This window comes from Streptomyces violascens, from assembly GCF_014649955.1.
Lineage (GTDB): Bacteria > Actinomycetota > Actinomycetes > Streptomycetales > Streptomycetaceae > Streptomyces > Streptomyces violascens.
The window spans coordinates 1-24,463 of record NZ_BMUA01000011.1 but is presented as its reverse complement, the minus strand read 5'-3'; the positions used below and the strand labels follow the sequence as shown (position 1 = coordinate 24,463).

Here is a 24,463-nt window from a genome sequence, read left to right as displayed (position 1 = left end):
CCGCGACAGATCCTCCCGCGCCCCCCCTCCGGCCGGAGGGCCAACTCTTGAGCCTCAGCCTGGAGTTCCTCCACCTTGTTGCCAAGCAGCGTCCTCCCGCACCTGAAGCTCTGCAGGTAAAGGCACCATGGCGCTCCACCTCCACCACCCCGCGGGTAGAAGTGCGACAGCGCCGCCACGCCGACCAGTGACCTCCTGGCTCAGCCCATCATCGAGAGGCATCCGTGCCCTTCCTTTCGGGAACGGCTTCCCGGCCGCGCCTGCCACGCCGCTGCTCCCGTCCGAATGTGTCGGACTGCGTGGCATGGGCGGGCGTGCTGCGCAGGCATCCGAAGCGGCGTGCGGGGTCTATGTGCCCTCGGTCGTGAGCTCGTAGCCTGCCTTCTCGATCGCGGCGCGTACGTCTGCGGTTGCCAGATCTTTGTCGCTGATCACCACAACCGTGCCGCTGTCGACGTCCACTGTCACGGCGCTGACGGCAACGACGCGCTTGAGCTCCTCGGTGATCGACGCCGCGCAGTGCCCGCAAGCCATACCTGTGACGGTGTACGTGCTCTCGGCGGTCATGACGTCGCCCCTTCCCACACGCCGCTGCCGTCCACAGGGACAGTGCGGGTGGCCATATGCGCCTGGCGCATCCGCCCATCGGGGGCGAACCGGCCGAAGAACAAGACCTCGATGGCAAGGTCTTTACCGCGCTGAGAGGAGCGCAGGGTGTACCGGGCGGTGGCCGTGAGGTACGACAAGCTCCCCGTCCGCTACGAGGCGACCATCGTCGTAGCGGCCATAAACGAGTGGCTGTGACCAGCACGGTCACTCCACGTCCGTCTCAAGGCACCGGGCGGTCTGGCTTCCGGGTGGCCCTGCGGATCGTGCCCACGAGTAGCGAGGCAAAATCCAGCGCCAAGAGCAGGGCGGCCAGCATCAGGCAGGCGCGCGCCGCCATCCAGGATCCGGCGGCGATGGCGCGCGCGTACGAAGCCACCCAGGGCCCTGCACTTCCAACGTCCCAGACAGGCCGCCGCGGGTAGTCGGCGCCGACTACTTCGCTCAAGAGCCAGCTCGAAACAGCGAGCATCATCAGCCCGAAGGCCGCGATCGCAAGTCTCTTCAGAGCCGGCCGTCGCTTCAGTACCTCACCCATGTGGTCCCCCTGTTCAGCGCCCTGGCAACTATACGGACCGACGCGCTTGGCCTTGCTGCACTGCACCGAGGCGGATTACAACTGCCACGTCGAGCGCAACATGCGCTTTCGATACACGCCCTACGACGGACTCGGGGCGCCGTCGTGGGCGGCCGGTCCGTCCGGCGACGGGCAGGATGCCGTCGACCAGGTTGAAGGTCTGGGTGACGTCATTGATGTTGGCGGCGGTTGTGATGACCCGGAGCGAGGTGCCGCGCCTGTCGTAGATCGAATGGTGTTTGCTGCCTGTCTTCCGCCGGTCGACCGGCGGAAGACAGGTTGCGGCACTCCCTCTTGTCGCGCGGACGTGAGAGCCCTCCACGTACGCACGCGCGCGTCCAGTCGAGTTCGTCGGTGGCGTGCAGTTCGGCGAGCAAGATGCGGTGCGGCTGCTCGAAGACTCCGGCCTTCTGCCAGCGGTCCAGGCGCAGCCAACAGGTCTGCCCGGAGTCGACCCCGAGTTCCGGCGGCGGGAGTTGCCAGGCGGTGTCCTGATACAAGATGCTCTGCAGGCGCAGCCGGTCTGGTGCCGGTTTCGGCCCTGGTGACCGCTTGGGCCAGGGCGGCAGCAGTGGTTCGATCCGCGCTCAGAAGCCGTCGTCCGCGATCGACGGCTGAGTCGTCATCCGGCGCAAATCGCCAGATCATCAAATCGGTTACGCCCGCCCAGGCACCGCAACAAGATCTCGTTACGAACTCGCAGGGCCGGTCAACCCACACCCGGGCCCACATACCTGTCGGTGGTACAGCAACTGCTCAGCCCACTGGCCCTACGTGACCTGGATCCAGACGGCCTGTGACGGGGTTCCGTTCTCGTCCGTCACGAAGATCATGTGCCAGCCGGCCGGGACGAGGGAGGGGTCCTTCGGGACGGTCAGCGTGACGGCATCGCCGGTCCGCTTCACGTCGAGGGCGACGGAGCGCTGGTCGAAGTCCGTGACGTGGGTGGCGGATCCGGGGTGGATCAGACGGGCCGTCTTGATGCGGGCCGCGTCCCGGGTGGGGAAGGTGGCGCTCCCGCCGCGCCGGACCGAGGTGGGCCCGGCGCCGAGGGTGGGCCGGTGGTCGTGGTCCCGGTAGAGGTAGGGCGGGGTGTAGACCTCGACGCGCTGCTCGAAGGTGCCCGGCTTGCTGTTGTCCTCGTTCCCGTAGAGCGGGTCCGAGCCGAAGACGGCGACCCGGCCGTCCGGCAGGAGCAGGGCCTCGGTGTGATAGTTCCGGCCCACGGTCGGTTCGGCGGCCGTGAGGAAGGTGTTGGCCTTCGGGTCGTAGAACTGGGCGGCCAGGATGTCGCTCTGGCCGCGCCCCCGGTAGTCACCGGAGCCACCGGTGGTGAAGACGGTGTCGTCCGGCATGAGCACGGTGTTGAGGTATCGGGTCCTGTGCGCCAGATCCGGGCCGGGGGAGAACGACGGGTGGGGTGACGCCAGATCGACCACCGCGGTGCGGGCCGTGGCTTTCTTCGACTCGCCCACGCCTCCGCCGCCGAAGACCATGACCTTCTGATCCTGGGCCGGAGGGAGCAGCACCGAGCCCGAAGTCTCCAGTACATCCGGCGCCCTGAGCCCGGGCACGGCCTGGAACGTGTTGGCGCCCAGGTCCCACAGGCCCGGCAGCCGGCCCTTGTCGGCGGGGCCGTATCCGGCGTTCGATCCGGAGTAGAAGACCTTGCCGCCGTTCATCAGGAACAGGGACGGATAGGTGGGGAAGTAGCGGGTGGGCGCCTTGGACCAGGTGCGGGTGGCCGGGTCGTAGATCTCGTTCTTGCCGGGTACGACCTGGCCGACGTCGTCGAGCCCGGAGGTGGCGAGGACCTTGCCGTCGGTGAGGGTGAGCAGTGTCGGGTACCAGCGGGCCTCGCTCATCGGGTCGACGCGGGTGTAGTTCTCGGTCACCGGGTCGAACTCGTAGGCGTCCTTGATCCCCTGGAAGTCCTTCTTGTCCAGGCCGAGTTTGTTGGCGATGCCGTAGAAGTTGTTGTCGTCCTCGCCGGTCAGGCCCTGGATCTCGTACTGCTCGGTGGTGTTGGTGATCCCCTCGGGGCCCTCCTGGCCGGCCTCGACGTAGACCCGCGCCTCGCTGGCGGTGACGGTCGCCTTCAGGGTCGCGGGATCGATCATCTTGTGGGCGGCGGGGACGTGGACGGGCACCTGGGAGCGGTAGGTCCGTCCCGAGGCGGAGAGGAAGACGGTTCCCTTGGGGAAGCTGCGCTCCTGGTCCGGGTCCTCGTTCTTGACCAGCATCGCCCCGCCGGCCCGCTTCACGTTCCCATCGAGCACCTCGTAGCGTGCGGTGCCGCCCGCCACCAGAACCTTCCCGTCGGGCAGTTGGGCGTGCCCGGCGCAGAACATGTCCTTCGGGGTGTCGATCTTCTTGAACGTGTTCCTGACCGGGTCCCACACGGTGGACTTGAAGGTGCCGCCCTCGAAGTGCTTGACGTTGTTCCCGGAGCCCGCGATCAGGAGCACCTTCCCTGTCCGCAGCAATACCGCGTGGATGGAGTTGAGCTGGTACGCGGCCGGCATGTCCACCAGGTCCCAGTGACCGCGCTCCGTTTTGTAGTCGTCGGTCTCGATCTCGTAGGCGTGGTACTGGTCCGTGGCGAAGCCGAGCACGGCCGGCGCGTTCAGCCCGGCCAGTACCAGCACGGCTCCGGCGCCGAGCCAGGTCTTGTGGGACTTCAGTCGGGACGGACGCGTGGCCATGGCATACCTCCGGAGCGGTTGGCCCGGTGGGGCGGGGACGCCGGGCTCCCGACAGCTACCGCAGCGGAGCGGGCGTTCCACCGTGACACGCATTTTGCATAGTGCAAATTAGCTCGGAAGGGGGCATGTCCGGCTCGCCCCGACGTCGTGGCCGTCGGTCCGGCGTGATTGTGTCCGACCTTGCCGTCGGACCGTGGCGGTCGCCGCGCTCGCGGGCGTGGCGTCAAGAACGTGGCACCCGTTCGGTTCTCGTGGGCCTCCGGCTCGGGGGCCCGCAGTGGGACTTCACTCCTGCGGCCGGCAGAGGCTTGAGATCCCTGTGGTGATAAGGCGCGGCGGCGTCTGCCCGCTCCCCGCGGCGTCCCCGGCGGCGATCGGGATTGGTGGCACTTGTGCGGCGTGCTGGTCTGCGAGGGGCGGTGTGGGCCGTCCCGGCCGGGCCGTGGGCGTCCACTAACACGGCGACCGGCCGGTAACGGCACACCACTTCTAGCATGCGCGGAGCGCTCCAGCCGACTCCGGCGGGCCCTTGACAGCATGATTTTGCATGATGCAAATATGGGTGTGGGGATGTCGGTCGGCGCCGTCCGAAAGAGAGTGGGCCATCTCGATGAAGGCAGTGATCTGCGGCGCGGGGATCGCCGGGCTCGCTCTGGCGGGACGGCTGCACAACGTCCTGGGCTGGCAGGTCACGGTCCTGGAGACGTCCCCCGCGCCCCGCGCCGAGGGGTACCTGGTCGATGTCTTCGGCCCGGGCTACGACGCGGCCGAGGTGATGGGCGTCCTTCCGTGGCTGCGGGAGCTCAGCCAACCGGTCACCAGGACCGCATTCGTCGACGAGAGCGGGCGGTGCACGGCGAGCCTGACGTATGACAGGCTTGCCCGCTCGGCCGGTGGCCGTCTGCTCAGCATCATGCGGAGCGACCTCGAACTCGCCCTGCGCGAAAGGCTGTCGTTCGCCGTCGACCTGCGCTTCGGCACCGGCCCCGCCCGCATCGAGGACCGCGGAGACGGTGTACGCGTCACCCTCACCGACGGCAGCACCCTCGACGCCGACCTGCTCGTCGGCGCCGACGGCATCCACTCCACCGTGCGCGCCCTTATCTTCGGCGACGAGCGGCGCTACGTACGCGACCTCGGTCTCAGTGCGGCGGCGTTCACCATCGAGGATCCCGTACTGCACGCTGAGCTCGGCGACCGCCTCGTCCTCACCGACATGGTCGGCCGCCAGCTGGGCCTGTACGCGGTGCGCGACGGAAACGTCGCGGTCCTCGCCGTACACCGCGCCACCCACCCGGAGCCGCCCGCCGACACACGTTCCGCGCTACGCGAGAGCTTCCAGGGCATCGGCTGGATGGTGCCGCGCGTCCTGGAGCGCTGTCCGCCCGCACGCGAGCTCTACTGCGACCAGGTCGCACAGGTGGAGATGGGCACCTGGAGCCGGGGCCGCGTCGTCCTGGCCGGCGACGCCTGCCACGCGGTGTCGCCGCTCTCCCGACAGGGCGCGTCGCTGGGCATCACCGGCGCCTACATACTGGCCGACCAGCTCGGACACGCCGACAGCGTGGAAGAGGCACTGCGGCACTACGAGCGCATCTGGCGGCCCGTAGTCTCGCGCGGCCAGCGCGCGGCCCGGGGCGGGGCTCGCTGGGTCGTGCCCGACTCATCACTGCGGCTGCGTGTCCGGCGCGCCGCCCTCGAACTGGCCGGGCTGCCCGGAGCGAGCCGCCTGACCGGCGCTCGCCTTGCGGCACAGAGGCTTCCCGCTCTCGATGAACTCGCCACCGCCGCACCGTAATTCCACACGTCCACGCGTGTTCACGAACTCCCACACTGCTCAGTGAGGTGTCGCATGCCCGTCAGCTCCAGCCCCGCCCCCAGCGCCGTCACCGCCCGCCTGCGCACCGCCCTGGACACCCCGGACTGCCACGCGCTGGCCGAGGTGCTCCACGCCGATGTCCGGTGGAGCCCGCCCGACGGGGGTAGCGACGGATGCTGTGGGCGCGCCCAAGTCCTCGGTCGTTGCGCCCACTTGTACGCCCGGGGGCTGGCGGTGACGGTCGAGGAAGCAATCACCTACCCCGAGGCGATCGCCCTGAGCCTGTGGATCCGGGACGGCGAAGACTCCGCCAAGACAGCCATCAGGACGTATCAGGTCTTCCACCTCGCCGACGGACTGATCACCCGCATCGAGGGTCATACCGATCGGGCCGAGGCCCTCGGCGCCGCCTACCGGTGAGCGCCGGCTACGGGCGCTGCCGCCCGGTCCGGTCTGCTGCCCGTTCGCCGAATGCATCCGTACGCCCCGTCTGCGCCCCTGCCCGCCCGGTTGCTGCGGGAAGGCTCGAAGGGGCCGACGTCACCGGGGGAGGGGATCGGGTGTGCGAGTCTCGGCGGAAGTGGTGTGGCTGCGGGTCGTGCTGATGGCGGGGGCGGGGCTGTACTGCCTCGCCCGGTGCCGCAGCGCCCCTCAGCAGTCACGAGAGGAAGGGCTGTTGGACGCATCGGCAGCACTGAAGGGGCTGTCCATGGCGGTCATGGCGCTGCCGTACGGGATGGGCATGGCGGTACCGCTCTTCGTGTGGGTCGCGCTCCTCGCCCCGGCCGGTCTGTGGTCGCTGATCGCCGTCACGCGGCCCACCGTTCACCGGCGCCACCACCTCTTCCATGGGGTGGGGCATCTCGCGATGGTCTACATGGCGGTCGCCATGGCCGCCCCCATGACGGGCGCCGCGGGTATGGCGGGCATGCCGGAGACGGGGCATGCCGTGGGCGTCCCGTGGCTCACGGGCGTCCTCCTGGTGTTCTTCACCGGCTACGCACTCGCCGCGGGCAGCCGTGTCCTGGGCGCCCCCGTCGTGGCCGGCGCCGCTGACGAGCCGGCCGCCCACCCGCTGTGGGCCCCGGAACTCGCCGAGGGATGCCATGTCCTGCTGGGGTTCGGCATGGTCGCGATGCTGGTGACCATGTGACACGACACCGTGCGGCTGGCGGCTTCTTCGGCGCGTCGGGGAGCGGGTCGGCAGCTTCCGACAAGGCCACCGAGCGCACACGGCGATGTTCCTGCTTGCTGCGGCACGCCATAGAGGGACGGGCGGAGCCGTATCCGGACTGACCAGTCACCCGCGTGCACTTTCAGTGACCTTGTAGGCAGCCGTATCAGCGCAGTCCCGTACTCATGAGCAGCGCGGCGTGGCCTTGCTGGCGCACGTCCAGGGCCACCACCAGCAGGACAAGCGCGCTCCAGCCGAGTGGGCCGGGGCGGACGAAGAGCGTCAGCCACCGCCGGGTGAGCACTCCGAGCACCAGCCTGACCACACCTGCCGCCGCGGCAAGCACCATCAGGAAGCCCAGCGGGTTGTAACGCCAGGCCATGACTGCGTCGCCGTGCAGGAGCGCCACCACGGATCGGGTCGCACCACAGGCCGGAGCCATGATGCCCGGGTAGCGCCACGGCCCGTGCAGGTCCACGGGGAACATGCCCCACAAGGCCATGGCACCCCCGGCCAGCAGGACCACGAAGCCGGCGGCGTCCCACCCCCACTGCCGGTTGCGGGCACTCCAGCAGATCCTGATGAGGGGGCGGGGCCAACGGGTGGGCGCGAGCATGGATCCTGGCACGTTCGCCTCCCGGGGGCGCCGATGACGAATGTGGGGCGTGCTCAAAGTACGCGGACAGCCGGTCCGCTGTCGGCAACGTACCTCTCCCAGCAGGCTGATGCCCCTCAGGCGCCTCGCTTGAGGCGACGTCCGGGGGTGCCTGGTTCGGCAGGCACCGCCGATGGCCGTCCGGCCCCGGCCGACACTCTGCTTTGCACAGTGCGGAATAGCCCAGAGGGTGCATTTGGCTGGACTCCTCCTTGTAGTAGGGGAGCCTTGACGTCTCCTTAACGTCTTGCTGTCGGCTTCTTGACGTACGCTCACACCTGGTGTGCCGGGAAGCCTGGTCGGCGAAATTTCATCGTTCTCGTGCGCGCGTGACGCGTCACGGCCTCGCCTCGAAAGGCACCGGCACATGACACTCTCCGGGCAGACGAGCCCCGCCTCCGTCCCGGCCGCGCCTCGTGCGGGACGCGTTCCGCGCCGTTCGGTGCTGTTCTTCGCGTTCGCGTTCGCCGTGATCGCCGACCCGGTCTCCTCCGTCGCGTACGCCATCGAGGCCGCCCTGCGCGCCCTCAAAGGCGACCTCGCACTGCTGCTGCCGACGATGTCTTTGGTGGTCGGCCTGGTCGTGGTGGTCACCGCCAACTACTGGCAGCTGGTGCGCCGTTTCCCCAAGGGCGGGGGAGCCGCCGCCGCGGCCGGGCGGGCTTTCGGGCCGCGCTGGACGTTCCTGCCGATCGGGGCCCTGGTCGTCGACTTCGTCCTGACCATCGGCATCTCCATCTCGGCCGCCGCCAGTGCGGTCATCGCCCTGTTCCCTGAACTGGGTGGAGCGCGCATCCCGTTGGCGCTCGCCCTGTTGGTCCTGGTCGCGGGGCTGACGTGGTTCGGACACGGCGGGCGGCTGCTGTTCGCCGTGATGACGGTGCTGTTCGTCGCGGTCTGCGTCGCGGTGCTCGTGCTCGGATTCGTCTCCCCGCACGAGGCCGGTCACGCCGCCGCGAGCACCGGCCCCGGCCACCCGGCGGTGCTGGCCGTGGTGCTCGCCTTCCCCGTCGCGATGGCCCTGGCCACCGGCGTGGAGGCGCCTTCGACGGCGATCGCCCAGCTCGGCCAGCTCGACGACACCCACCGCCGCCGCTTCGGCCGGGGCACCCTCGCTCTGCTGGTCGTGATCGTCGGCGGCCTCACCCTCGCGCTGACCGCCCTGGCCGTACGCCTGCACATCGGCATCCCGGGCGCCGACTCCACCCAGATCGCCGACACCGCCCACGCCGCCGCCGGACCCGGCTGGCTCTACGGAGCCTTTCAACTCACCAGCTCCCTCCTGCTGCTCGCCGCGGCCAGCTCCTCCTTCCAGGCCGGACCGGGACTGCTCAAGGCGCTGGCGGGAACGGCCGGCGCACCCGGCGTGCTGCCCCCGGTCCTCGGCCGCACCAACAAGCACCACACCCCGTACTGGTCGGTCGTCGTCTACCTCGGCGCCGCAGCCCTGATCATCGCCGCCGCCGCGGGCCAGGAGCAGGAACTGGTCCTCTTCTACGCCGTCGCCGTCTTCGTCAGCTTCCTGGTCGGCCTGCTGGCCATGACCCGGTTCGCCCGTACGGAGAAGAAGCGGGCCCTGGCATGGGTCAACGGCCTCGCCGCCGCGGCCGTCGCCTTCACCCTCGCGGTGAACCTGCTGCGCGGCTGGCCGGTCCTCTCGCTGGCGGGCACGCTGCTGATCGCCGGCGGCCTGTACGCACGCTGGGTACGGGCCGGCCGGCCCACCGGGATCGAGGACGTCGAAAGCCGCGCGGAGGCGTCCACGGGCTGACGTGGGGGATGACCGGAGCCGCCTGCCGGGAAGGGCGTTAAGGGGGCGTCAAGTCGCTGGTCACGGGCCATACTTGACGGAGCGGGGTTCGAGTTGGCCCTGTGCTGGTTTCGACGGGGGAGGCGGCATCGGATGGGCAACGTCAGCAAGGTGCGCGAGAAGGTGGAGGTGAAACTCCGATGGGATCCCAGCCCTTTCGGCCAGCCGCCGCGCCACCTGGACATCATCGCCGCGACCTATTCCTCCAACGACCCTTATGGCCGACCGGTGTACGTCGTCCACTACGACAGCCGGTCGCCGGACGGCACCATCAGCATGATCCGGGACAGCCGGACCGGGCTGGGATTCGGCTTCGTCGAGGTGATGGTTCTGGAGCTCGACCGGATGGCACCCTCGTTCGGCAGGGTGGTGGTCGGCGTGGCCATCCACCAGGACGGCGGCACTCGTACCTTCGGTGACATAGCGCACGCGGGAGTGGTGGTCGTCGAGAAGTACACCGAGCTACTGACGAACGACTTCACCCAGGTCGCAGGCTCCAATGCCGCGACCGTCGCGGAATTCACCAGGGACGACCGCTCCGGCGAGTGGGAGTTCCACGAGATGATCCGGGGGTTCGACGGCACCCCGGCCGCCTTCACCGCGCACATGGGCAGCGCCCCGCAGACCTGACCGGCCGGCACCGAGTGGCGCTCACCCGGCTTCAGGCCGCGTCTCTGCCGGAGGGGCCCCTTCTGATGTCGTACATGACCGCCATGAGTACCGCGACCGACACAAGCGCCAGTGCCGCGTACGAGCATGCATCGGTCGCCGCCCGGGACACGTGAACGGCCCGGGGAACCGAGTCCACTGCCATGGCGGCTCCCACCCCGATGGTGCCGGCGCCCAGAACCTTCAGCGGCCCAGGCCGGCGCCGGAGCCGGGCTGGAACCCACCCCAGGGCCAGCGCTGCTCCGGCCGGCAGGGCAAGCACGGCGAAGGCACCCGGCAGCAGCCACTCCAATAGGTCATTCATCGACCGGTCAGCCCCGCCCCGGGATCGGTCCCGACCTGATGCCGCCGTACTCATCAGAACCCATGGTCAGGGCCTTTCGTGAAATAGCGCCCGGATTGGAGGGGCTCGAATACCAAGAAGGAGAGAGGCGCATCACCCAACAAAGCACCGCCATACCGGCAAAAACCATACGGCAGGGAGCTGCCGGGCCCCGTCACGATTCCATCAATATCCTGGCTGGGCGCGCCTGCGAGATGGGCAGGAATGTCGCTGCACGCCCACCCGCCCCCGGGCACCAGAACGGGTCCTGGCCTGGCGGGCATGCGATGGTGGGCGGCGCGGGCCCGCTCAGTAATCCCGTCAGGACGTACACCGCGGCCAGGGCAGGGACCGGCATCTGAGCAGCGCCTCCTCAACAGCCTCAGTACGCGGCAGTGCACGCCTGGTCAGCGGCGTGAAGGGCCCCGGAGACGATCAGTGTCTCGGCTCGGCGAGGGCAATCGTATGCGGTGACCGACACCATCGGCCGCCCCCAGCCCGGCGCGGGCGGCGTCGCCTACTCCTACGAGGAAGCGCTCAACGCTCTCGACCTGGCCGAGCGCATGAACCTCGACGACCCGGTCCTGCGCGCCGCGGACCTGCTGGTCTTCCCCGTCCAGACCCTGCGGCCGCCAGGCCATGGCCGACCACTACACCCTGCAGACCGCCGTCATCGGAGCCCGGCTGCTCGACTGGCCCGCGAAGGAACTCTGAGACACGTCCTGTTGCCGGCCCCGGCAGTGGTTCGGCCCTGCTCGTGCGGCATAAATATCTTGTCAAAGACGCATCAAGAGCAGATAAGGTTGCTGGCGGTGTGCCGGGAAGCCTGGTCGGCGAACAAGGGATCAATCTCTTTTCGACCGGGGGTCTTGGCCATGGTGCTCGTCGCGGTTTTCGGGGTGGCGCTGCTGGTGGCGGTGCTGCTGTCCGGGTTCGCCGCCCGCACGGTTCTCTCCACGTCCTTCCTGTTCCTCGTCGGCGGGGCGCTGGTCAGTGACGGCTTCCTCGGCCTGATCCACATCACGCCGGACAGCGAGATCGTCGCCGTCACCGCCGATCTCGCCCTGTTCGCGGTGCTGTTCACCGACGGCATGCACGTGTCCTTCCCGGCGCTGCGCCGCGCCTGGAGGAACCCGGCCCGCGCGCTGGGTCTGGGCATGCCGCTCGCCTTCGTCTTCATGGCGCTGACCACCCGCTACCTGGTGGGTCTGGACTGGACGACGTCGTTCCTGGTGGGGGCGGTGCTCGCGCCGACGGACCCGGTGTTCGCCTCGGCGATCGTGGGGCGCAAGGAAGTCCCGGCCCGGCTGCGGCAGTTGCTGAACGTGGAGAGCGGCATCAACGACGGTCTCGCGCTGCCGGTCGTGCTGTTGCTGATCGTGGCGGCGGGACCGACAGCCGGTGGCCACACGGGCGCCACGGCGTCGGCGATCGGTACGGACCTCGCGCTGGGCCTGGCCCTCGGGGTCGTCCTGCCGCTGCTGGTGACCGGCCTGGTCCGCTTCCGCCTCCTGGGCGCCGAGCCCAAGCTGCAGCCGCTGCTGCCGCTGGCGACGGGCGTGATCCTGTACGCGGCCTGCCACCTCACCCACGCCAACCCCTACCTCGCCGCGTTCTCGGCGGGCGCGGTCCTCGCCTCTGTATCACCGGAGTCCAAGGACGCCTTCGAGCCGCTGGGCGAGGCGCTGGCCGAACTGGCGAAGTTCGCGGCCCTGCTGGTTTTCGGGGCTCTGCTCACGCCGACGCTCTTCGGGAACCTGTCGTGGGGCGGTTACGTGGCCGTCGTCCTGGCGATCGTGCTGATCCGCCCGGCGTCCCTGCTGCTGTCCCTCATCGGGACCAAGTTCGACCGCCGGGAGAAGCTGGCCGCCGCGTGGTTCGGGCCGAAAGGTTTCGCCTCGGTGGTATACGGGCTTCTGGTGCTCCAGTCCGGCATCCCGCAGGCCGAGCAGGCGTACACGCTGATCGCGGTATGCATCGCCTTCTCGATCATCGCGCACTCCAGCACCGACGTGCCGGTGGCCCGTATGTTCCGCGTCAATGACCTGGTCGGTATCCCGGACGCGGCCCACGATGAGCCGAAGGACATCCCGCACCCGAACGGAGCCGGCCATGCGCGCACGTGACCTCGCGGTCCAGTACGAGACCGTCACCACCGACACCGACGCCCTCCAGGCAGCCCGCCTGATGGCCGAACACCGGCTGCCCGGTCTGCTGGTCCTGGACGGACAAGGCGCACCGGTGGCGATCCTGCCCGCCTCTCAAATGGTCAAGGTCCTCGTCCCCTCCTACGTCCTGGAGGACCCCACCCTCGCCGCGGTCGTCGACGAGAAACACGCCGACCGGCTCTGCGCGGCCCTGGTCGGCTGCACGGTCGGCGAGTGCCTGTCCAGCAAGGCCGCCACGCCGCCCATCGTCGCGCCCGACGACACCGCGCTGGAGGTGGCCGCGCTGATGGCCCAGCAGCGCAGCCCACTGGTCGCGGTGGTGGAGAAGGTCACCGGCAAGGGGAAGGACGGTGCCCGCCTGATCGGCGTGATCACCGCTTCGCACCTGCTCAATCAACTGCTTGCAGCGCAGACTTAGTTGGAGACCATGTGAGTGACTGGCACAGCTGGGCGGCGATCGCCGTCTTCGTCGGCACGTACGCCCTGATCATCAGCGAGAAGATTCACCGGGTCGCGGCTGCCCTCGGCGGCGCGGGTCTGATGTTGGCGATCGGGGCGACCGACGACGTCTCCGCCTTCTACCTCCAGGACCGGGGCATCGACTGGAACGTCATCTTCCTGCTGGCCGGGATGATGATGATCGTCGGTGTGCTCAAGAAGACCGGACTCTTCGAATACCTGGCGATCTGGGGCGTCAAACGGGCCCATGCGCGGCCTTTCCGGGTCATGGTCATGCTGATCGTCATCACCGCGGTGGCCTCCGCGCTCCTCGACAACGTCACCACCGTGCTGCTGATAGCGCCGGTCACCCTGCTGGTCTGCGAACGCCTCGCCCTGCCCGCCGCCCCGTTCCTGATCGCGGAGGTCTTCGCGTCCAACATTGGCGGCACCGCCACCCTGGTCGGGGACCCGCCCAACATCATCATCGCCAGCCGGGCCGGCCTGACCTTCAACGACTTCCTCGTCCACCTGGCCCCGCTGTCCGCGCTGCTCACCCTCGTCCTGATCGCCCTGTGCTGGTGGCTGTTCCGTACGACCTTCGTGTACGACGAGGAACGTGCCGCCGAGATCATGGAGTTGGAGGAGCGGGAAGCCATCAAGAACCCCCGCCTCCTCGTCCAGGGCCTGATCGTGCTCGCCCTGGTCATCGCCGGCTTCGTGCTCCACCCGGTCCTGCACTACGAGCCGTCGATCGTCGCCCTCCTCGGCGCCGGCCTGCTCATCGCCGTCTCCACCGTCGAGACCGGCGAGGTCCTGGCGGAAGTCGAATGGCCCACCCTCGCGTTCTTCGCCGGCCTGTTCATCATGATCGGCGGCCTGATCGACACCGGCGTCATCGAGAAGGTCTCCGACGCCCTCGCGAGCGGGATCGGCGGCCAGGAACTGGGCGGCTCCATGCTGTTGCTCGGCGCCTCCACCGTTCTTTCCGGGGTGGTCGACAACATCCCCTACGTCGCGACCATGGCTCCCATCACCAGTGACCTCGTCCACTCGATGGGCGGCGGCCCCGACCACGTCATGTGGTGGGCCCTCGCGCTCGGCGCGGACCTCGGAGGCAACGCCACCGCGATCGGCGCCAGCGCCAACGTCGTCGTCCTCGGCATCGCAGAACGCAACCGCCAGCCCATCTCCTTCTGGCAGTTCACCAGATACGGCCTCGTCGTCACCGCCGTCACCACGGCCGTCGCGGCGCTCTACGTGTGGCTGCGGTACTTCGCCCTGGCCTGACAGGTCGTCCTCAGGGCGACAGCATCTCGTTCAGGTCTGGCTGATCCCAGGCCCTCGGCCGTCGTCGTGGCGCAGGGCGCGAACCAGCCCCATACGAGTCAACATGGTGCGGGCCTGGGGCGAGGCATGAGTGACAAGAAGCTGGGTGCGGCTGTTCCGGGCCGCTTTGAGCGCGGTGAAGAAGGCTGCTGCGCCGTCACCGCTGAGGTGGGAGACATCCGTCAGGTCGATCTCCAGGACCTCCGGGCGGCCGTACAGCGCCGCACGGAGCTGCCTGCCCGTCTCCTCCTCGTTCGTCGCGGTGATTTCACCGCGCAGCCTGACCACGACACGGCTGCCTTCCGCGCGGTTGGTCCGCCTTCTGCGCCGCCGGAACACAAAGATGGCCAGGGAAGCGAGCACGATGATGGCGAGGGTGCCGGAGGTGGTGGCGGCTGGTTCCGAGGACAGTGGTGGGCCGGTCATGGCGGACACCTGACGCCGGGGAGCGGGAGTTGGTGAGCCGTAGGGGTCCCCGCAAAGGACAGGAACGGTCGCGGACGCCATGTGTGCTCCTGGGCATGTGGGGTCATGTTGCCGACCAGTCTTCCCGGCGCACCTGCCGTGGAGTGTAGTGATGCAGGGGTGGGCGCGGAGGGAGCCGGCCGGTCGGGTTGGCCGAGTTCCCTCGCGCGGCGTATCGGCTGCGGGTGATGGCTGGTCACGCCCTCTGCGGCAGACCGTTGCTGCCGAGGCGCCGGGGAGGCCCGGATCGCCATGGTGGACGCGGCCGGGAATCGGTTACATCCAGGTTGGGTGGAAATAGCCGAAAGGGGGGTTTCGGGTGTTGGGGTATGGCGTGTCCTGACGGGGCTTTGTGACGCTGCGGGCATCGCATCCCTACTCGTCCATCGGCTGTGCGTGCGGTCGTGTCCGGGTGTCTGATGCATGCCTTGTGCCGAGCGACACGGAGGACCGGTGGACAACGTAGGGGCGGATGCGGTGGCGGACCCTGGGACGGAGAGGGATCCGGCAAACACCTCGCAAGGTCCCTTGGCGCGGGGCGGGTCGGGCCGATGGGGCAGTAGGGGGCCGGCGGGCGCCGATGTGACTGCCGGGGTGATCGTCGCTCTGTTCAGCGTTCCGGAGGGGATGGCCTTCGCGGCGATCGCCGGCCTGGATCCGGCGGCCGGACTGTATTCCGGGGTGGTGCCGGCGGTGGTGGGTTCGCTGCTGGCCGGTACGCCGCTGATGGTGACCACCCTCACCAGCGCGATCGCCCTCAGTTCCCAGGAGGCCCTGGGGAACGCCCGGTTGGATCCGTCGGACCCCCGTAATCTCGCGGCGCTGACGCTCTTGGTGGGCCTGGCCATGGCGGTCTTCGCCCTCGTGCGTCTGGGGGCGGTGTTCCGGGCCGTCTCCGTACCGGTGATGACGGGCTTCTCGCTGGGAATCGCCGTACAGATCGTCGCGGGTGCGCTGGCCGACGCTACTGGATTCCGCTCGACGCATCACAACACCCTGGTACGGATCGCCGACGGCCTGGCGCATGCGGGCGCGTGGGACCGGGGAGTGGTGACGGCCGCGATGGCGACGGTCGCGGTGTGGGCGGTGGTCCACGCCTCACGGCGGTGGCGGCCCTGGGCGGTGCTGGTCGCGCTGGTGACGGTGAGTGCGATGGTGGCCGCGTGGCGGGTGCCGCTTCCGCTCGCGAGTTCGCTGGGCCCGGTACCGACGGGGCTGCCCGATGTGACGCTGCCCGACTGGAGCGTCCTGCCGGCGCTGGTGCCGGGGGCGTGCGCGGTGGCGGTGGTGGCGCTGGCGCAGGCCGCGGGGATCCCGTCGGTGGTGCCGGTGGGGGAGGTGACGTCCGGCCGGAAGGCGTGGCGGGCCGATCTGCCCGCGCAGGCTGCGGCGAATCTTGCCGGAGCCTTCTTCCGGGCGCTTCCGGCCGGCGGGTCGCTGTCGCGTACCGGTGTCGCCCTGGCTGCCGGAGCCCGTACACGATGGGTCGGCGTGGTCTCGGGAGTCGTACTCGCGGTGCTGGTGTGCGCGATGGGGCGGGCCATCGGACGCATTCCGCTGGCAGTGGTCGGCGGGCTGATCGTGGTGGTCGGGGCCAAGCTGATCGTGGGCCGGTCCGCGGATGTGCGGAGGGCCTGGCGGTCGGGCCCGATCGGCGTGACGACGCTGCTTCTCACCTTCCTGGCCACCACCCAGATCGCGCTGCACTACGCGATCGCCGCCGGCGTGCTGTTGTCTCTGGCGCCACGAGCGATGGCGGCCGTCCGGGGCCGGGTGCGCTGGGGGCGGGGGCCGGCGGGTGAGGCGCCCTGAGCTGACCCGGTCGGACCCGGTCGGACCCGGTCGGACCCGGTCGGGCTCCCACTCGGGCGGCCCCCGGTGCCTGGCCGTGCGTCTGCGGGCCGGTCTCCCACGGGGCTCCCGCCCCGGCGACACCTTCCTGCCGGTCTCCCACGGCCCCGGTTTCCCGTGCCCCTTACCCATGCCGAGGCTTTGCCCTACGGGCACCGATTATTTCGGTTACCGATGTAATCTGAGGATGTCGCATCTCAGCGTGCACACCGGCAGCGACCGCGTCCGCACCCCGACGTCAGCGGTACCGCGCCGGGTGCCGGAAGGGAAAGCCATGACTGCCGGTACGACCAAGTCCCCGATGCGTCGCCGCCGCTCCTGGCCTGCACTCCTGACCGAGGAGCGGGCCCGGCCGGAACACATACGCAGCCGTCCGAACGCCTGGTGGCTGGCGGTGGCGACGGTGTGTTTCGGCGCGTTCATGGGACAGCTCGACGCCAGCATCGTCACCCTGACCTACGGCAGTCTGCGCTCGGAGTTCGCTGTCTCCCTGGCCGCGGTGGAGTGGGTGTCGCTGGCTTATCTGCTGACCTTGGTGGCGCTTTTGGTGCCGGTCGGTCGGCTCGCCGACGCGCACGGCCGCAAGCTGTTTTACCTGTACGGCTTCGCGATGTTCACCGCTGCGTCCGCGCTGTGCGGTCTGGCCACCTCGCTCACCGAGCTCATCGCCTTCCGCGCGGTGCAGGCCGCGGGCGCCGCGATGCTGCAGGCGAACAGCGTGGCCCTGGTCGCCACCAGTGCGCCGCGCGAGAAGATGCGCACCGCGCTCGGGGTGCAGGCCGCCGCCCAGGCGCTCGGCCTGGCGCTCGGGCCGACCATTGGCGGCGTCCTGGTGGACACGCTCGGCTGGCGCTGGGTGTTCGGCATCAACGTCCCCATAGGGATCGTCGCGCTGATCGCCGGCCACTACCTGCTGCCGCGCACCCACCAGCGCAACGCCTCCGTCGGCTTCGACTGGCCGGGCCTGGCCCTGCTGTCCGCCGCGACCACTACTTTGCTGCTCGGGGTGTCCGCTGCCTCGGGACTGCCGGCACCGGCCTGGAGTGTGGCGCTTCTGTTCGCCGCGGCCGGGGTGTGCGGCTGGGCCTTCGGCGCACGTCAGCGGCGGGCGCCCGCGCCGCTGCTCGACCTGTCGCTGCTGCGCCTGCGCGCGGTGTCGACCGGCCTGGCCGGAGCGCTCGGCGGCTACCTGGTGCTCTTCGGCCCCCTGGTCCTGGTCCCAGTCGTCCTTACGGACTCGGGTGCCTCCAACGTCACGGCCGGGCTCGTCCTGACCGCCCTCCCGGCCGGGTTCGCGCTGTCCGCGACGGGCGCGGACAAGGCGCTGCCAGGCGGCATGAGCGACCGGGCCCGGGGGGTGCTGGGCACACTCGTGTGCGCCGCTGCGCTGACGGCGATGCTTGCCCTGCCACTCACCACCGTCCCCCTCGTACCGCTGCTCGCCGCCCTCGGCCTGGGCCTTGGCACCTTCATCCCGGCGAACAACGCGCTGGTCATGGGAGCCATCCCGGCCACCTGCTCCGGTACCGGCGGAGGGCTGGTCAACATGACCCGGGGCCTGGGCACCGCGCTCGGCGTCGCACTCGTCACCCTGGCCCTGCACGCCGCGGGCCGGGGCGGCCGGTGGGCCGTACTGGTCCTGCTCGTCGTGTCCCTGCTCACGGTCGGAGCGGCCTGGGCCGGACCCGCTCTGCGCCGGTCGGTTCCCCGGCAGATCAGGCAACCCGGTGTCCGATGAACCGACCCCTTCGAGGGCGAGGGTGAGGGCAAGGGCAAGGGCAAGGGCAAGGGCGAGCGGCTGGGCAGGGGACATGTGGTCTGCCGCCTTGGATCTGGCGGTCGCCGCCATGGTGCTGGCTGCAGGACTGCGCATCCATCGCCAGTGGCTGGGCACGCTGGCCGGACTCTGGCTCGTCCTGGCCCTGCGCCAGGTCAGGTTGGCGCTGCGTGCCCGCCGCTGCTCGCTGTAGCTCCCGCTGGCTCGGTTTTGATCCAGATCTGTCGCAGCGCGCGGTCGCGGAGAAGTACGCGGTCTGCCGCCGGACGGCTAGCCGGGCGCTTCATTCTGTGGTGCCGCCGCCGCGGAAGGAGACCAAGCCGCGTGCAGCGGCCGGGGCTCGATCAGTAGTCCTGTCCGGCGGGCCCGGTATTGGCCTTGTCCGCGTAGCGCCGCAGGTGGGCCGCCGCGGCCGCCTGGTCCGTGCGGGCCAGGCCGATCGGCAACTCGGCCACCACCGCGGCCACTCCCAGGGCCACGGCCGCGGCGGCGAGCAGCCGCCAGCCGCCGTGCTCGCCCCAGCCCAGGCCGATGATGAGCCCGAGGGCGACCAGGCCGCCCACCAGCACCGCCAGCAGTTCGGCCAGCCAGGCCCACCGGTATTGCCACGGCATTCTCATGACGTATCTCTTCCCCGAACGCTTTCACCGATCCGGGTGCGCGGATCCGTGCCGGCACCAAGGCGCCTGTTCCTCGGCCCGTGGATCAGCGGAGCGGGGGATAGGCCGGGCGGCCGGTGAGCAGGCGCTGGACGAGGAAGCCGAGCGCAAGGGTGAGCGCGCCCGCGATGGCGTCGGCGACGAAATGGTTGGCGGTGGAAAGGATGACCGCGAACGTGGCCAGCGGGTAGCAGGCGCCCAGAATCTTCACCCAGGTGCGGCGGGCCAGGAAGAAGAGGGCGGCTCCGCTCCAGGCGGACCAGATGATGTGGACCGAGGGCATCGCCGCGTACTGGTTGGACAGTGCCGCCACATCGCCGGAGGCCCAGGAGCCCCAGGTGTGGTGGGTGACGACGGTGTCGATGAAGCCCTGCCCGGTCAGGAAGCGGGGCGGGGCGAGCGCGAAGAAGGTGAACCCGGCCAGGGCCAGCAAGGTGGCCGTGTACAGGGCGGTGCGGGCGGCGCGGTAGTGGTTGGGGTGGCGGAAGTAGAGCCAGCACAGGACGCCGATGGTGACGATGAAGTGCAGCGTGGCGTAGTAGTAGTTCATGCCGACTATGAGCCAGCCGACGCTGTCGGCGGCGTGGTTGACCGCCCGTTCGATGTTGAGGTGCAGGGTGCTCTCGATGTCCCAGACCCGGTGGGCGCGGTGCAGTGCCGCGTCCTGGTGGGCGGGGACCGCGTTGCGGGTCAGGGTGTAGGCCCAGTAGCCGAGCGCGGTGAAGACGAGTTCCACCCAAAGGCGAGGGCGGCCCAGGGGGCGCAGCCGGGCCGGCAGCAGCGGGCCTATTCGGAGTCCGGTGCGCGACCGGGCGGCCGTCTGGACCGAAGGCGTGGCCGTCACGGCGTCTTCACTCCCTGCTCGTCGTCAGTCGACGCCGGGGCATCGTCTGCCGACCCGGACCGCCGGGTGGCGACCAGATAGACCGCGGCGCCGGTGAACAATGCGGCGGACACCCAGTCGTTGAGGCGCAGTCCGAGGAAGTGGTTGGCGTGGTCGACGCGCAGTGCCTCGATCCAGGCGCGGCCGGCGGTGTAGGCCAGGACGTACGCCGCGAACAGCCGCCCGCGTCGAGGCCGGTAGCGGTGGTCGAGCCACAGCAGCAGCGCCATCACGCCCAGGTCCCACAACGACTCGTACAAGAAGGTCGGATGGTAGAACGCGGCGCCGGGGGAGTCCGGCGGCCGGTGCGCGGGGTCGATCAGGAGCTTCCACGGCAGGCTGGTCGGGCCGCCGAACAGCTCCTGGTTGAAGTAGTTGCCCCAGCGGCCGAGCGCCTGGGCGAGCACGAGGCCGGGGGCCAGCACGTCGGCGAAGTCGGAGAGCCGGATGCCGCGTCGGCGGCAGCCGATCCAGGCGCCGACCGCGCCGAGGGCCACCGCGCCGGGAATGCCGAGCCCGCCGTCCCAGATGTACAGGGCCCGCATCGGCTGCTTCCCGGCGGTGAAGTACAGCTCGGGGTCGGTGATCACGTGGTAGAGACGCCCGCCGAGCAGACCGAACGGGACCGCCCATACGACGATGTCCACGACCTCTTCCGGGTCGTGGCCGAGCGCGGCCCAGCGCCGCCGGGTCAGCCAGGTGGCCGCGAACACACCGGCCAGGATGCACAGCGCGTACGCCCTGATCGGTATCGGCCCCAGGTGCCACACCCCTTGAGACGGGCTCGGCAGATACGCCAACTCCATGAACAACACAACCGATCAGGCGAGCGGGACCCCGGCTCGGGCCGGGACAGACTCGCCCGACAATACATCGGTTACCGAAATAATCCGATGTCGAACAGGTATGCGGAAGCTAAAGTCCAGCCATGTCCCCAAGGACCCGACCCGACCCGCTCACCGGCCCGTCGCACGAGGCCGCCAGTGACGCGCGCCAGCTGACCGAGGCCGTCACCCGCCTGCGCCGCGCCTTGCGCACCTCGATCCGCACCGACTACCCGTGGGAGCAACTCCCCATGGCCAAGGTCGAACTCCTGCAGGTCATCGCCGAACACTCCCCGGCCCGCATCAGCGACCTGGCCGCCCGCCAACGCCTGGCACAGAGCACCGTCAGCGGACTCATCGGCCAGATGATCAAGAGCGGCCTGGTGGTACGCGCCGTGGACGAGGACGACCGCCGCGCCTCCGCCGTCACGCTCACCGACGCCGGCCGCGCCCAGCTCACCGCCTGGACCCAGGCCCACGAACAACGCCTCGACGCCGCACTCAACGCCCTCAACAACGCCGACCGGACAGCGGTACGGGCCGCGCTGCCCGCCCTGTTCCAGCTGGTGGAACACCTCGGCGGCGGTGGGACCGCCCGGGAGTGATCCAGCCGCGCTCTCCCCGTGTGGCGGGGAACCCGGCCAACTGGTCATACGGGCAGGGCTTAGGCCCGAGCGGCCGCGGAGGAGGTGGGAGACTGGTCGACTGTGCCAGGAGCGCCCGGAAGGGTGCGGGAATGCGTTGCGGTTCGGATGACGGGGGCGGCATGGCTACACACGGCACGGTCACTGGTGAGGACCTGGACGCGGATCAGGACCGGGACCCGGTCGTCGTGTCCGTCGCGGTCTACAGCGACGGTGCCGACGACTACGCGGCCACGCATGCTCCGAAGATGACGGATCGGGTGGAGCGGTTCGCGGGTTGGTTGCCGCGGCCCTCGCTGATCCTGGACGCCGGCTGCGGCCCCGGTCGGGATCTGGCCCGGTTCCGTGCGTACGGCCATGTGGTGCGCGGCGTCGACCTCAACCCGGTGTTCGTGGCCATGGCCCGTGCCCATGCTCCTACGTCTCAGTGTGATCTGCGTGAAGTGGGAGCGAGGTTTCCGGCTGGGACGTTCGACGGTATCTGGGCGTCTGCCTCGCTCGTCCACCTGGCTGAGGCGGAAACGGTGGATGTGCTGGGGCAGTTCGCCGGGTTGTTGAGGCCAGGTGGCAGGCTGTACGTGTGTCTCAAGGCCGCTGGCCGTACGGGCTGGCTCGACGAGCCCGATGGGCGCCGCTGGTACACGGTCTGGGGCCAGGACGAGTTCACCGCCGCCGTGACCGAGGCGGGGTTCGAGGTCGACTGCGTGGACCCGGGCCCGTATGTCGAGGTCTGGGCGACCCGCCGGGGCTGATCGCGGGATCGGTGAAGTCGTCCTGGCGCCAGGCTGGTTGCTCAGCTCAGGGCATCGAGTGCGGCGAGGATGTCGGCCGGTTCGGCGCGTGTTGTGTAGTCGGTGTGGACGAAGGCCCAGCGGATGGTTCCTTCGGGGTCGATGACGTAGGTGGCGGGCAGCGGCAGGGTGCGCGGGTGCCCGGCGTTGACGCGCTGGAGGTCGAAGCCGAGCTTGTCGTAGACGCCGGCCAGGTCGTGCGGCAGGTCGAAGGCGAGGCCGTACTGCTTGGCGGTGTCGGAGCCGAGGTCGCTGAGTACGGGGAAGGCGAGTTCGTGCTTCTCGGTCAGGGACAGCGACTCGTCGGGGACCTGCGGTGAGACGGCGACCAACTGGGCGCCGCGAGCGGTGATTTGACTGTGGTGCTGCTGCAGGGAGCGCAGGGCGATGTTGCAGTACGGGCACCAGGCTCCGCGGTAGAAGGTGAGGACCACGGGACCGTCGGCGAGCAGGCCGTCCAGGGTGACGGTCGCGCCGTTCGCTGCAGGCAGGCTGAAGCGGGGAGCTTGGGCGCCGACGGTCAGGGCGCGGTCGGCCTGGCCGGAGGCGGCGAGTTCCTGGCCGGCCCGGTTCATGATTTCGCGCACCTCCGCCGGGATCTGCTGCTGTCGGGCTTCGTAGAAGGTGCGCAGTTCGGCGTTGAGGGTCATCTGAGCCGTTCCTCCTCGACGGTTGAGTCTGCGGCGGCGCCGTGAGATCACTCAATCCTGGAATGCTCATTCCAGGATACGGGCAGGTGTGACCCTGCGCCAGCGGCGGGGCGGAGCTGATTCGGGGGCGCTAGAGGGTCGTGAAGGGCTCATGGTCCGCCAGGGCCAGGGTGCGGATGAAGGCGCAGAGGGCCACGGCGCGACGGGCCAGGAAGCGGCGAGTGGCGGATCCGTGCGACCCGTAGGCGAGAGTCCACAAGGCTGGTATGCGGTTCATGGGCACAGGATGGAGGGCGGCGGCTGCCGTGCGGCGGATCGTGGATGAACCTGGACGCCTCTGGGGTCGCACTGTGCACGGAAGGCGTCCCCTTTGCCCGCGATCAGGATGGCGCTATCTTGGAATTCCTATTTCAAGATACCGGGGTGAGGCATGCCGGACATCAAGCACTTCGATCCGGACGCGGCCCTGGACACCGCGGTGCGGCTGTTCTGGCGGCAGGGTGTGGCCTCGACCGGGATCCAGGACATCGTGACCGCGACCGGCCTCAACCGCTCCAGTCTGTATGCCACCTTCGGCGGCAAGCAGGAGCTGTACGTCAAGGCTCTGCGCTGCTATCTGGAACGGCGTTCCGAGCCGATGTTCCGCGGCCTGGCGGAGGATGAGCGTGGTCTTCCTGCGGTCCGGGAGTTCTTCAGCGGGCTGATCAAGGCTCGCTGTTCGGGCGAGTACGCGCGCTGGGGATGCATGGTCTCCAACGCGCACGCCGGCGCCGAAAACGGCGACCCGGAAGTCAAGGCCGTCCTCGATCAGCATCATCAGCAGCTGCGGGATGCTCTGCATGCAGCCCTGATCACTGCCGAGGCGCATGGGCAGCTCGCTCCTGGCGCCGACCCCGGTGCCGGTGCCGACCTGCTCGCCCTGCTCGCATACGGCGTGAACCTGCGCTCACGTGCCGGTGCCAGGGCTTCGGCGTTGGAGGCGACAGTGGCCGTCGCCCTCGACGCGATCGGTGCCGGACGGCGGCGTGACGTGTGATGGCGGCACCCGCCGGTAGGTTGCGGGTGCCGACGCTTGTGCTCGGGGCTGCGGCTCAGCCGGTGGCCGGGGAGAGCCTGGTGTCCGGCGGGGACGGGCGCCGGGCACCCTTCTCGCCGGCGTCCGCCGTGTAGTCCTCGGGGGAGGTCTCGTCGATGCCGTCGGGGGCCTTCAGGGCGCGCAGGACGACGGTGAGGACCACCGTCACCACCACGTTCAGGACGAACGCGGTGAGGCCGATGTAGCCGATCTCGCCGATGCCCGGGATCTCCTTGGAAGAGCCGCCGAAGTGCTTCTGGGTGGGCGAGGCGACCCCGTACGCGGCGAGGGTGCCGTAGAGCATGCCGACCGCCCAGCCCGCGAGCAGCGCCCAGCGGTGGAACCAGCGGGTGAACAGGCCGCCGACCAGGGCCGGGAAGGTCTGCAGGATCCAGATGCCGCCCAGGAGCTGGAAGTTGATGGCGACCGTCTTGTCCATGGTCAGGACGAAGACCAGCGCGCCGACCTTCACGACCAGCGAGACCAGCTTGGAGACCTTGGCCTCCTGCGCGGCCGTCGCGTCCGGCTTGAGGAAGTCCTTGTAGATGTTGCGGGTGAAAAGGTTCGCGGCC

The 24,463-nt window shown here is 69.7% G+C and carries 25 protein-coding genes and 2 pseudogenes; 15 read left to right on the top strand and 12 right to left on the bottom strand.

The features are described from left to right. Nucleotides 1-348: 348 nt before the first annotated feature. The 4 genes from IE206_RS21845 to glxA form a co-directional block, all read right to left on the bottom strand. Nucleotides 349-567 (bottom strand): heavy-metal-associated domain-containing protein, encoded by a 219-nt coding sequence (locus tag IE206_RS21845; RefSeq protein WP_189964569.1) that lies wholly within the window; start codon nucleotides 565-567, stop codon nucleotides 349-351. A gap of 262 nt (nucleotides 568-829) precedes the next feature. Then, nucleotides 830-1,144, bottom strand: a complete 315-nt coding sequence (locus tag IE206_RS21840; protein ID WP_189964567.1) for a hypothetical protein — start codon at nucleotides 1,142-1,144, stop codon at nucleotides 830-832. A gap of 209 nt (nucleotides 1,145-1,353) precedes the next feature. Continuing rightward, nucleotides 1,354-1,764 carry a transposase gene (locus tag IE206_RS43580; protein ID WP_189964916.1) on the bottom strand — a complete coding sequence of 137 codons (411 nt, stop codon included), beginning with the start codon at nucleotides 1,762-1,764 and terminating at the stop codon, nucleotides 1,354-1,356. 189 nt (nucleotides 1,765-1,953) lie between these two features. Then, nucleotides 1,954-3,888: a radical copper oxidase GlxA gene (glxA, locus tag IE206_RS21830; protein ID WP_189964565.1), complete on the bottom strand. Its 1,935-nt coding sequence runs from the start codon at nucleotides 3,886-3,888 to the stop codon at nucleotides 1,954-1,956. A gap of 610 nt (nucleotides 3,889-4,498) precedes the next feature. On the opposite strand from glxA, the gene IE206_RS21825 reads away from it, so the two are divergent. The 3 genes from IE206_RS21825 to IE206_RS21815 all read left to right on the top strand — a co-directional run bounded on the left by IE206_RS21825 (nucleotide 4,499) and on the right by IE206_RS21815 (nucleotide 6,860). After that, nucleotides 4,499-5,686, top strand: a complete 1,188-nt coding sequence (locus IE206_RS21825; protein WP_189964564.1) for an FAD-dependent monooxygenase — start codon at nucleotides 4,499-4,501, stop codon at nucleotides 5,684-5,686. A 54-nt stretch (nucleotides 5,687-5,740) separates the two neighbouring features. Further along, nucleotides 5,741-6,127 (top strand): nuclear transport factor 2 family protein, encoded by a 387-nt coding sequence (locus tag IE206_RS21820; protein ID WP_189964562.1) that lies wholly within the window; start codon nucleotides 5,741-5,743, stop codon nucleotides 6,125-6,127. 142 nt (nucleotides 6,128-6,269) lie between these two features. Continuing rightward, nucleotides 6,270-6,860, top strand: coding sequence for a DUF5134 domain-containing protein (locus IE206_RS21815; protein WP_226599741.1), 591 nt, complete (start codon nucleotides 6,270-6,272; stop codon nucleotides 6,858-6,860). Nucleotides 6,861-7,047: 187 nt separating this feature from the next. On the opposite strand, the gene IE206_RS21810 is transcribed toward IE206_RS21815, so the two are convergent. After that, on the bottom strand, nucleotides 7,048-7,509 hold the full coding sequence (locus IE206_RS21810; RefSeq protein ID WP_189964560.1) for a DUF2752 domain-containing protein: 462 nt from the start codon (nucleotides 7,507-7,509) through the stop codon (nucleotides 7,048-7,050). 394 nt (nucleotides 7,510-7,903) lie between these two features. Here IE206_RS21810 and IE206_RS21805 point away from each other — a divergent pair, with 394 nt between their 5' ends. The 6 genes and pseudogenes from IE206_RS21805 to IE206_RS21785 all read left to right on the top strand — a co-directional run bounded on the left by IE206_RS21805 (nucleotide 7,904) and on the right by IE206_RS21785 (nucleotide 14,233). Then, nucleotides 7,904-9,307, top strand: coding sequence for an APC family permease (locus IE206_RS21805; RefSeq protein WP_189964558.1), 1,404 nt, complete (start codon nucleotides 7,904-7,906; stop codon nucleotides 9,305-9,307). Between the two features lie 99 nt (nucleotides 9,308-9,406). Continuing rightward, nucleotides 9,407-9,976: a TerD family protein gene (locus IE206_RS21800; RefSeq protein WP_264198837.1), complete on the top strand. Its 570-nt coding sequence runs from the start codon at nucleotides 9,407-9,409 to the stop codon at nucleotides 9,974-9,976. Nucleotides 9,977-10,795: 819 nt separating this feature from the next. Continuing rightward, a pseudogene (locus tag IE206_RS42520) lies at nucleotides 10,796-11,051 on the top strand (PucR family transcriptional regulator); the annotation flags it as partial. A gap of 161 nt (nucleotides 11,052-11,212) precedes the next feature. Continuing rightward, on the top strand, nucleotides 11,213-12,463 hold the full coding sequence (locus IE206_RS21795; RefSeq protein ID WP_189964554.1) for a cation:proton antiporter: 1,251 nt from the start codon (nucleotides 11,213-11,215) through the stop codon (nucleotides 12,461-12,463). Beyond that, entirely contained in the window at nucleotides 12,450-12,923 is a 474-nt protein-coding gene (locus tag IE206_RS21790) for a CBS domain-containing protein (protein WP_189964552.1), read from the top strand. The genes IE206_RS21795 and IE206_RS21790 overlap by 14 nt, the downstream gene beginning before the upstream one ends. An 11-nt stretch (nucleotides 12,924-12,934) precedes the next feature. After that, nucleotides 12,935-14,233 carry an ArsB/NhaD family transporter gene (locus tag IE206_RS21785; protein ID WP_189964550.1) on the top strand — a complete coding sequence of 433 codons (1,299 nt, stop codon included), beginning with the start codon at nucleotides 12,935-12,937 and terminating at the stop codon, nucleotides 14,231-14,233. A 30-nt stretch (nucleotides 14,234-14,263) separates the two neighbouring features. Here IE206_RS21785 and IE206_RS21780 read toward each other — a convergent pair whose 3' ends face one another. Beyond that, nucleotides 14,264-14,698 carry an STAS domain-containing protein gene (locus IE206_RS21780; RefSeq protein ID WP_189964548.1) on the bottom strand — a complete coding sequence of 145 codons (435 nt, stop codon included), beginning with the start codon at nucleotides 14,696-14,698 and terminating at the stop codon, nucleotides 14,264-14,266. Between the two features lie 462 nt (nucleotides 14,699-15,160). Between IE206_RS21780 and IE206_RS21775 the strand changes: the two genes are divergently transcribed. The 3 genes from IE206_RS21775 (at nucleotide 15,161) to IE206_RS21765 (ending at nucleotide 18,558) form a co-directional block, all read left to right on the top strand. Beyond that, nucleotides 15,161-16,549, top strand: coding sequence for a SulP family inorganic anion transporter (locus IE206_RS21775; RefSeq protein WP_226599739.1), 1,389 nt, complete (start codon nucleotides 15,161-15,163; stop codon nucleotides 16,547-16,549). A 313-nt stretch (nucleotides 16,550-16,862) separates the two neighbouring features. Beyond that, nucleotides 16,863-18,326, top strand: a complete 1,464-nt coding sequence (locus tag IE206_RS21770; RefSeq protein ID WP_444545513.1) for an MFS transporter — start codon at nucleotides 16,863-16,865, stop codon at nucleotides 18,324-18,326. Between the two features lie 73 nt (nucleotides 18,327-18,399). Further along, nucleotides 18,400-18,558: a hypothetical protein gene (locus IE206_RS21765; RefSeq protein ID WP_189964544.1), complete on the top strand. Its 159-nt coding sequence runs from the start codon at nucleotides 18,400-18,402 to the stop codon at nucleotides 18,556-18,558. 151 nt (nucleotides 18,559-18,709) lie between these two features. On the opposite strand, the gene IE206_RS21760 is transcribed toward IE206_RS21765, so the two are convergent. The 3 genes from IE206_RS21760 to lgt all read right to left on the bottom strand — a co-directional run bounded on the left by IE206_RS21760 (nucleotide 18,710) and on the right by lgt (nucleotide 20,713). Next, nucleotides 18,710-18,985 carry a hypothetical protein gene (locus tag IE206_RS21760; RefSeq protein WP_189964542.1) on the bottom strand — a complete coding sequence of 92 codons (276 nt, stop codon included), beginning with the start codon at nucleotides 18,983-18,985 and terminating at the stop codon, nucleotides 18,710-18,712. An 85-nt stretch (nucleotides 18,986-19,070) separates the two neighbouring features. Further along, on the bottom strand, nucleotides 19,071-19,868 hold the full coding sequence (locus IE206_RS21755; protein ID WP_189964540.1) for a phosphatase PAP2 family protein: 798 nt from the start codon (nucleotides 19,866-19,868) through the stop codon (nucleotides 19,071-19,073). Further along, entirely contained in the window at nucleotides 19,865-20,713 is an 849-nt protein-coding gene (gene lgt, locus IE206_RS21750) for a prolipoprotein diacylglyceryl transferase (RefSeq protein ID WP_189964538.1), read from the bottom strand. Before lgt ends, IE206_RS21755 begins: the two co-directional genes overlap by 4 nt. Before the next feature lie 122 nt (nucleotides 20,714-20,835). Between lgt and IE206_RS21745 the strand changes: the two genes are divergently transcribed. Both IE206_RS21745 and IE206_RS21740 read left to right on the top strand, forming a co-directional pair. Next, on the top strand, nucleotides 20,836-21,336 hold the full coding sequence (locus IE206_RS21745; RefSeq protein ID WP_189964536.1) for a MarR family winged helix-turn-helix transcriptional regulator: 501 nt from the start codon (nucleotides 20,836-20,838) through the stop codon (nucleotides 21,334-21,336). 161 nt (nucleotides 21,337-21,497) lie between these two features. After that, the gene (locus IE206_RS21740; RefSeq protein ID WP_189964534.1) at nucleotides 21,498-22,127 is read left to right on the top strand and encodes a class I SAM-dependent methyltransferase; all 630 of its coding nucleotides are present in this window, start codon (nucleotides 21,498-21,500) and stop codon (nucleotides 22,125-22,127) included. A 41-nt stretch (nucleotides 22,128-22,168) separates the two neighbouring features. Here the strand turns inward: IE206_RS21740 and IE206_RS21735 are convergent, their stop codons facing one another. Further along, nucleotides 22,169-22,816 carry a peroxiredoxin-like family protein gene (locus tag IE206_RS21735; RefSeq protein ID WP_189964532.1) on the bottom strand — a complete coding sequence of 216 codons (648 nt, stop codon included), beginning with the start codon at nucleotides 22,814-22,816 and terminating at the stop codon, nucleotides 22,169-22,171. 130 nt (nucleotides 22,817-22,946) lie between these two features. After that, on the bottom strand, nucleotides 22,947-23,093 hold the full coding sequence (locus IE206_RS21730; RefSeq protein ID WP_189964530.1) for a hypothetical protein: 147 nt from the start codon (nucleotides 23,091-23,093) through the stop codon (nucleotides 22,947-22,949). A gap of 153 nt (nucleotides 23,094-23,246) precedes the next feature. Here IE206_RS21730 and IE206_RS21725 point away from each other — a divergent pair, with 153 nt between their 5' ends. Beyond that, entirely contained in the window at nucleotides 23,247-23,852 is a 606-nt protein-coding gene (locus IE206_RS21725) for a TetR/AcrR family transcriptional regulator (protein WP_189964528.1), read from the top strand. 55 nt (nucleotides 23,853-23,907) lie between these two features. Here IE206_RS21725 and IE206_RS21720 read toward each other — a convergent pair. Beyond that, nucleotides 23,908-24,463: pseudogene (locus IE206_RS21720) on the bottom strand (sodium:solute symporter); the annotation flags it as partial.

Excerpts from the sequence above, each read along its gene's own strand:
- IE206_RS21845 (WP_189964569.1), bottom strand. The coding sequence starts at position 567 with ATGACCGCCGAGAGCACGTACACCGTCACAGGTATGGCTTGCGGGCAC.
- IE206_RS21840 (WP_189964567.1), bottom strand. The coding sequence starts at position 1,144 with ATGGGTGAGGTACTGAAGCGACGGCCGGCTCTGAAGAGACTTGCGATC.
- glxA (WP_189964565.1), bottom strand. The coding sequence starts at position 3,888 with ATGGCCACGCGTCCGTCCCGACTGAAGTCCCACAAGACCTGGCTCGGC.
- IE206_RS21825 (WP_189964564.1), top strand. The coding sequence starts at position 4,499 with ATGAAGGCAGTGATCTGCGGCGCGGGGATCGCCGGGCTCGCTCTGGCG.
- IE206_RS21820 (WP_189964562.1), top strand. The coding sequence starts at position 5,741 with ATGCCCGTCAGCTCCAGCCCCGCCCCCAGCGCCGTCACCGCCCGCCTG.
- IE206_RS21805 (WP_189964558.1), top strand. The coding sequence starts at position 7,904 with ATGACACTCTCCGGGCAGACGAGCCCCGCCTCCGTCCCGGCCGCGCCT.
- IE206_RS21795 (WP_189964554.1), top strand. The coding sequence starts at position 11,213 with ATGGTGCTCGTCGCGGTTTTCGGGGTGGCGCTGCTGGTGGCGGTGCTG.
- IE206_RS21790 (WP_189964552.1), top strand. The coding sequence starts at position 12,450 with ATGCGCGCACGTGACCTCGCGGTCCAGTACGAGACCGTCACCACCGAC.
- IE206_RS21780 (WP_189964548.1), bottom strand. The coding sequence starts at position 14,698 with ATGACCGGCCCACCACTGTCCTCGGAACCAGCCGCCACCACCTCCGGC.
- IE206_RS21775 (WP_226599739.1), top strand. The coding sequence starts at position 15,161 with ATGCCTTGTGCCGAGCGACACGGAGGACCGGTGGACAACGTAGGGGCG.
- IE206_RS21770 (WP_444545513.1), top strand. The coding sequence starts at position 16,863 with ATGACTGCCGGTACGACCAAGTCCCCGATGCGTCGCCGCCGCTCCTGG.
- IE206_RS21765 (WP_189964544.1), top strand. The coding sequence starts at position 18,400 with ATGTGGTCTGCCGCCTTGGATCTGGCGGTCGCCGCCATGGTGCTGGCT.
- IE206_RS21760 (WP_189964542.1), bottom strand. The coding sequence starts at position 18,985 with ATGAGAATGCCGTGGCAATACCGGTGGGCCTGGCTGGCCGAACTGCTG.
- lgt (WP_189964538.1), bottom strand. The coding sequence starts at position 20,713 with ATGGAGTTGGCGTATCTGCCGAGCCCGTCTCAAGGGGTGTGGCACCTG.
- IE206_RS21745 (WP_189964536.1), top strand. The coding sequence starts at position 20,836 with ATGTCCCCAAGGACCCGACCCGACCCGCTCACCGGCCCGTCGCACGAG.
- IE206_RS21740 (WP_189964534.1), top strand. The coding sequence starts at position 21,498 with ATGGCTACACACGGCACGGTCACTGGTGAGGACCTGGACGCGGATCAG.
- IE206_RS21735 (WP_189964532.1), bottom strand. The coding sequence starts at position 22,816 with ATGACCCTCAACGCCGAACTGCGCACCTTCTACGAAGCCCGACAGCAG.
- IE206_RS21730 (WP_189964530.1), bottom strand. The coding sequence starts at position 23,093 with ATGAACCGCATACCAGCCTTGTGGACTCTCGCCTACGGGTCGCACGGA.
- IE206_RS21725 (WP_189964528.1), top strand. The coding sequence starts at position 23,247 with ATGCCGGACATCAAGCACTTCGATCCGGACGCGGCCCTGGACACCGCG.